The organism is Phytoactinopolyspora endophytica (genome assembly GCF_004138495.1).
Lineage (GTDB): Bacteria > Actinomycetota > Actinomycetes > Jiangellales > Jiangellaceae > Phytoactinopolyspora > Phytoactinopolyspora endophytica.
In genome coordinates this window covers 109209-115059 of the sequence record NZ_ML142856.1, presented here as the reverse complement: position 1 = coordinate 115059, position 5851 = coordinate 109209, and the positions used below count along the sequence as shown (strand labels likewise).

Genomic DNA, 5851 nt, shown 5'->3' with positions numbered 1-5851 from the left:
GGGGTTCGTCACTCCGTCCGGCCTGCCCACCTGGGGCCGTATCGCCATCGGTGTCGCCGCCGAAGTGGCGTTCCTCAGCTATATCTGGGTGTTCGGCCGGCGAGCCGTCGCCGCCGGCGAGGTGGGGGACCTGGACGAGACGGTCCGCGGCGATGCCCTTCCGACCTCCGCGTAAAGCAAGCCCCTCCCAACAGAAGGGCCGGGATCGGTGGTCGAAATTTCTTCGACCGATCTTCGGGCGGCGGCAGACTGACGCAACCAGCACGGAAAGCCGTCCGCCGGCCGCGTGAGAGAGAGAAGGAATTTCGACCACCCATCAAACGCAACCACATCTGTCAGAGGCGCCCTGCGGCCTTGAGATCGAGGTAGGCGTCGGCGACTGCCGGCGGGAGGTCGTCTGGTGTGGCGTCGACGACGTGCGCACCGCGGCGCTGAAGCAGCTCTGTCACCTCGTCGCGCCCGCGCCGGTCGTGCTCGGCCGCGGCGGCCGCATAGACCGTCGCCGCATCGCCCCTGGCTCGCGCCATCTCTTCGATCCGTGGATCCGCGACGGATGCGACCAGCACGGTGTGCCGCCCGGTCAGCGCAGCGACCACGGGCAGCAGGCCGTGTTCCACGGTGCCGGAGTCGATGCTGGTGATGATGGTGACGAACGCGTGCTGACCGGCCCGGGAGCGGACCTCGGCCGCGAGGCCACGGTAGTCGGTCTCCAACAGCTCCGGCTCGACCGTGGCCAGGGCGTTGACCATCCTGGGCAGCACTTCGGTCGCGGTCGGCCGCTCGACGGAAGCTCGCACTCTGCGGTCGTAGGCCAGCAGGTCCACCCGGTCACCCGCGCGTGCCGCAAGGGCCCCCAGAAGCAGCGCCGCGTCCATGGCGGCATCGATGCGAGGAGCGTGCACCGGCGAGGCGACTGAACCGGGGGAATGCGCGACCGAGCCGGCGGCAGGAGCGACCGATCCAGCGGCATGGGCGACCGAGCCCGCGGTGTCGACCGCGTTCCCCGCGCTCGGTTGCGAGTGGTCGGCCAAGCCGCCCACCCTGCCGGCGGAGGTCCGGCCGGTGTCGAGAACGATCAGGATGTGCCGGTCGCGTTCCGGTCGCCAGGTGCGGACAACGACGTCACCCCGCCGCGCGGTGGCGCGCCAGTCGATCGAGCGGGTGTCGTCGCCGACGACGTACTCGCGCAGCGAGTCGAACTCGGTGCCGGCGCCTCGGATGAGTACGGCGGACCGGCCGTCCAGGTCTCGCAGGCGGGACAGCCGGGACGGCAGATGCCGGCGGGCGTGGAAGGGCGGCAGAACTCGCACGGACCAGTCGACCTGGTGTGCTCCCTGACGCCCGGCCAGGCCGAGCGGGCCCATGGACCGCACGACCACGCGCTCGGCAGTGCGGTCCCCCCGCCGCGTGGGTCGTAGCCGGACGGACAGCGTCCGCCGCTCGCCGGGCGGGACGTCCACCTCGAACCGGTCCGTCGCCACCCCTGCGGACGGCGGCCACGCGTCGCGCAGGACCCCGCGTACCCGGCGCCGGCCGTCGTTCTGCACCGTGAGGGTGAGGGTGGCCTGCTCACCCAGCCGGACCGTGGTGTCGCCGCCGCGCGCGAAGCCCAGCGGCCGCACTGCGCCTGCCAGCGCCGCATCCGAGACTGCGAGTACCAGCAGCACTCCGGTCGCCAGCAGGACACCCGCCGACGACGGTGCGGTCACACCGACGACGACGGTGGCCAGCAGGGCCAGCAACGCCAAGCGTCCGGACACCACCATCAGTTCGGTGCCCCCTTCTTGCGCGCCCGCGCAGCGTACTCGAGGCTGGGATCAAGATCATGTTCCCTTTTGAGCCCTGATAGGGGCCTCAAAGGGAACATGATCATCTGGTCAGACCCGGCTGTGAGGGTGTGAGACGTCATCGCGGAACCGCGACCGTAGCGAGGATGGACTCCAGCACCGAATCGGTGCCGACGCCTTCCATCTCGGCCTCGGGCCGCAACGTCATCCGGTGCCGCAGCGTCGGGCCGGCGAGCGCCTTGACGTCGTCGGGTGTGACGTAGTCCCGTCCAGAGAGCCACGCCCAGGCCCTCGACGTGTTCATCAGCGCGGTAGCGCCACGCGGCGAGACACCGAGCTGCACCGATGGCGAGCTACGCGTGGCCTGACAGACGTCGACGATGTACCCGAGGACCTCCGGCGCGACCCGCACCGATCTCACGGCCGCGCGCCCGGCCTCCAGATCTGACGGGGACGCGACCGTCCGGAGCCCGGCGGCGGCGAGATCTCGTGGGTCGAACCCTTCGGCATGCCGCCGCAGGATGGACACCTCGTCGTCGCGACCCGGCAGGGACACCGTCAGCTTCAGCAAGAAGCGGTCCAGCTGCGCCTCCGGCAGCGGATACGTGCCCTCGTACTCGATCGGGTTCTGCGTCGCGGCGACGACGAACGGGTCGGGGAGCGCTCGGGGCCTCCCATCGACGGACACCTGGCGCTCCTCCATCGCCTCCAGCAACGCCGACTGGGTCTTGGGCGGTGTGCGGTTGATCTCGTCGGCCAGCAGCAGATTGGTGAAGACAGGCCCGGCCGAGAAAGAGAACTCCGCGGTCCTCGCGTCGTACACCAGCGAACCGGTGATGTCGCCCGGCATGAGGTCGGGGGTGAACTGGACCCGCTTCGTCTCCACATCCAATGCCGCCGCTATCGCCCGGACGAGCAGCGTCTTCGCCACGCCGGGTACCCCCTCGAGCAGCACGTGCCCGCGACAAAGCAGCGCGATGACCAGGCCGCTGACGACCGAATCCTGACCGACGACGGCCTTGCCCACCTCCTCCCGGAGGGCGCTGAGCGACGTCCGGGCCTGCTCGGCGGGGTCTGGCGGGTGGGGTGGGGCGCTGGGTGCTTCGGTCACGACGTGTGGACCTCCTTTTCAAGTGCGTCGAGCGAGTCCGCAAGCCGGACCAGATCGGCGTCGTCAACGGGGGCAGGGCCGTCAAGAAGCTCGGCGACGGCGCCGGCATCCAGGGCCGATCGGACGGCGGCCGCGTCGACGACAGCAGCGATCGACGCTACGGCGGGCAGGCCGAGCCGCCGACGCAGCCTGCGGACGGCGGCGTCGCGCAGCATGCCGGCGGCGTGTCCCCGAGACTGCCCCCGACGGTACAGGCGGGCGCGTCCTTCAGTGGCCTCGGCCGCGCGCACCACGACGGGAAGCGGTTCGGCGACGACCGGGCCCAGCCTCCGTGCGCGCCACCAGGCCACAGCCCCGACCATGATGACCAGCTGCCACAGCACGGGGGTGACCCAGCCGGGCATCAGCTCGGCGAAGCTCTGCTCAGCGCCCGGAGGAGTCTCGTGACTCGGGCGGTACCAGGTCAGCCGATCGTTCTCCCCCAACAGGCCCATCGCCAGCGCAGCGTTGCCGTCCTGATCGAGGTAGCGGTTGGTGAGCGGCTGGCTGGCCCCGAGTGCCACGGTTCGGCCGTCGCCGTCGCCGTCGCCGTCGCCGTCGCCGTCGCCGTCGCCGTCGCTGTCGACGACGAGGAGGGTAGCGGCGCCGCCGGCCGGATAGCACAGCGACGCGTCGTCGGGACCGTGGTACTGGATTCCGCCGAGCCTGGCCTCGCCTGCGCGGGTCGCGGCGGGTAGGTCACACCGCGGATCCGCCAGTTGCTCGGTGGTGCGCCCGGCGACGGAGGCATTGTCGATGAAGTCACCGATCTGGCTGGATTCGACGAGGACGATGTCGGCGCCGGTGTCTCGCAGACGATCGATCTGCTCCGGCAGGAGCCGGTCCGGCTCCGTGATGAGCAGCGTGTCCCCGCCTCCGGTGCTATCGACCGCGTCGTCGGTGGTACGGGCGTCCGTCACCTGAATGCCCTGGTCTTCGAGGAGACGGACGAGCGCCCGAGCTCCGCTGGCGTTGACGCCGGCCGAGTCGAGGTACCCGCGACTGGTCTGATCCTGCAGGAGCGTCAGAACGACCGCGAAGAGGATGAGCACGGCCGTCGCACCGAGCGGGAATCGCCATCGCTGCCACCGTTGCCGCGCCGTCGGATCCATCGGCCGCACGGCGACGGATGCCGTCATCGCGGGACCGCCAGGCTGGGGCCCGATGCCGTTGCGGTCTGCGGGCGGGCGTGCCGGGCTTCATCGTCGAGCTCGCGCATGGCTGCGTCATCATCAGAGGTGGCGGTGTGCCCTCCGTAGTGAACGTGGTCGAAGAGCCGAGCTCCGGCCCGGAGCCGGGACGCGGCGTCCGGGAGGCGTTCTCCGGCGTGGCGGGCCAGCTCGTCCGCGGTCCAGTCGGAGCGTGGCTCGACGACGCCGCGTTCCTCCAAGACAACCGCCACCGCGCGGAACCGCTCCAACACCGCGGTTGTCCAGTCCTGAATGCGCGCGGCGTCGTCCGCCGCGGCCCGGTGCTCCGCCGACGTGCGACGCGTCTCGGAGAAGACAGTGGCGGTTCCTCCGGCCTTGCGCCGGGCAAGCGGTCCGGTGCGGAGCACCACGAGGATGGCGACGGCCACCACCGCGGCCAGCAGGATGACCGTGCCCAACCCGCCGGGGATCGCGTCCGCGGCGCCGCTGACCAGGCGGTTGAACTGCTCGAGTATCCATTCCAGGATCCGCGCGGGCAGCGAGACGTCACGATTGTAGCCAGGCTGTGAGAGCTCCTCGCGGGCAAGCTCCCGTGCCTCCTCGCGGTCGAGTTCGATGAGGGCGCTGACGTGACCGATCATCGCGGGCCCGGTGGCATCCCCTCGGGTCCGGCTCCAGGTCCGGGTGCCGGCCCCGGCTCGGGCCCAGGTCCAGGACCGGGTCCGGCTCCGGGGCGGCCTGGCAGCTCGACGTCGGCCGCTCGCGCCAGGTCGATGTCGAGCGCCTCGCGCCGGATGCGCTGGTCTACGTAGAGCAGGGCGGTGGCTCCGGCGTTGAACGGCGCGGTGATCGTGGCGCTGATGACCGACCCGAGCGTACTCAGCACCAGCGCGGCGAACGACATGCCGCCGACGGTGAACATATCGCCCTCGCCAAGGAGCGCCGGAATGCTGAACGGGATGCTGACGACCTGGGTGATGAGCACGATGATGAGGAAGACCAGGATGAGGATGCCGAACACGCGCCACCAGGATCGGCTGACCAACTGCCGGGAGCGGCGCAGTGACTCGCGGATGCCGATCGGCACGGGCGGACCGTTGCCGGTGCTGTCCGTCTCGAGCATCAGGGCCGGCGTGGCGAGGGAGTAACGCACGTAGAGCCAGATGCTGAGCAGTACCGCCACCAGGCCGCCGAGGAAGAGCATGGCCAGCGCCGCGTCCGGGCTGTCACCGGCCAGGAAGACCGTGAGGGCGACCACCACCCAGAGGGCACCGCTCCAGATCAGTGTGTAGAGGAGCGTCAGGCCGAACAGGCGAAGAAGCCGGGGCTTGGCATGCTGCCAGGTCTCGGCAAGTGTGAGGTGCTGGCCGATGACGGCCCGGCCGACCACGACCGTCAGCATCCCAGTGAGGAAGACGGTTCCGATCCAGGTGACGAAGAGCAGGACACCGAGGCCACCCAGGGTGCTGGCGAGGACCTCCAGGACCTCGTCCGTAGTGACCTGGTTCCCGTTGATCTCCTCGAGCGTGGCGACGTCGTCCAGGATCACCCAGGTGACGGCCATCCCGATCAGCTGGGTGATGATCGCCACCGCCGCGGACAGACCGAGCATCACCCGCGGGTTGCGCCTGATCGTGGTGACGGCGCCGTCGAGGATCTCGCCCACGCCGAGCGGGCGCAGCGGCACCACTCCTGGTTTCGCGTCCGGCGGCCGCCATGACCACCCGGGAGGCGTGGTCCAGCCGCCTGGCTGAACCGGTCCG

The 5851-nt window shown here is 70.6% G+C and carries 5 protein-coding genes and 1 pseudogene; 1 reads left to right on the top strand and 5 read right to left on the bottom strand.

What is annotated here, in order from left to right; all coding sequences use genetic code 11:
- Positions 1–175, top strand: a pseudogene (locus ELR45_RS42760) (stage II sporulation protein M); the annotation flags it as partial.
- 160 nt (positions 176–335) lie between these two features.
- Here the strand turns inward: ELR45_RS42760 and ELR45_RS16790 are convergent.
- From ELR45_RS16790 to ELR45_RS35330, 5 genes are all read right to left on the bottom strand, one after another.
- A complete protein-coding gene (locus tag ELR45_RS16790) occupies positions 336–1766 on the bottom strand; it encodes a DUF58 domain-containing protein (RefSeq protein ID WP_129667433.1) in 1431 nt (476 codons plus the stop codon).
- Positions 1767–1905: 139 nt separating this feature from the next.
- Positions 1906–2898, bottom strand: a complete 993-nt coding sequence (locus tag ELR45_RS16785) for an AAA family ATPase (protein ID WP_129667432.1) — start codon at positions 2896–2898, stop codon at positions 1906–1908.
- The gene (locus tag ELR45_RS16780; protein ID WP_129667431.1) at positions 2895–4076 is read right to left on the bottom strand and encodes a DUF4350 domain-containing protein; all 1182 of its coding nucleotides are present in this window, start codon (positions 4074–4076) and stop codon (positions 2895–2897) included. The genes ELR45_RS16785 and ELR45_RS16780 overlap by 4 nt, the downstream gene beginning before the upstream one ends.
- Complete coding sequence (locus tag ELR45_RS16775; RefSeq protein ID WP_129667430.1) at positions 4073–4729, bottom strand: DUF4129 domain-containing protein; 657 nt, start codon at positions 4727–4729, stop codon at positions 4073–4075. Before ELR45_RS16775 ends, ELR45_RS16780 begins: the two co-directional genes overlap by 4 nt.
- Positions 4726–5851: DUF7847 domain-containing protein (locus ELR45_RS35330; protein ID WP_205856733.1), on the bottom strand; the 1126-nt coding region annotated here is incomplete at its 5' end. The genes ELR45_RS35330 and ELR45_RS16775, both read right to left, overlap by 4 nt.

What these genes read in the sequence shown, in the direction of transcription:
- ELR45_RS16790 (WP_129667433.1), bottom strand. Translation starts at nt 1,766, where the DNA reads ATGGTGGTGTCCGGACGCTTGGCGTTGCTGGCCCTGCTGGCCACCGTC.
- ELR45_RS16780 (WP_129667431.1), bottom strand. Translation starts at nt 4,076, where the DNA reads ATGACGGCATCCGTCGCCGTGCGGCCGATGGATCCGACGGCGCGGCAA.
- ELR45_RS16775 (WP_129667430.1), bottom strand. Translation starts at nt 4,729, where the DNA reads ATGATCGGTCACGTCAGCGCCCTCATCGAACTCGACCGCGAGGAGGCA.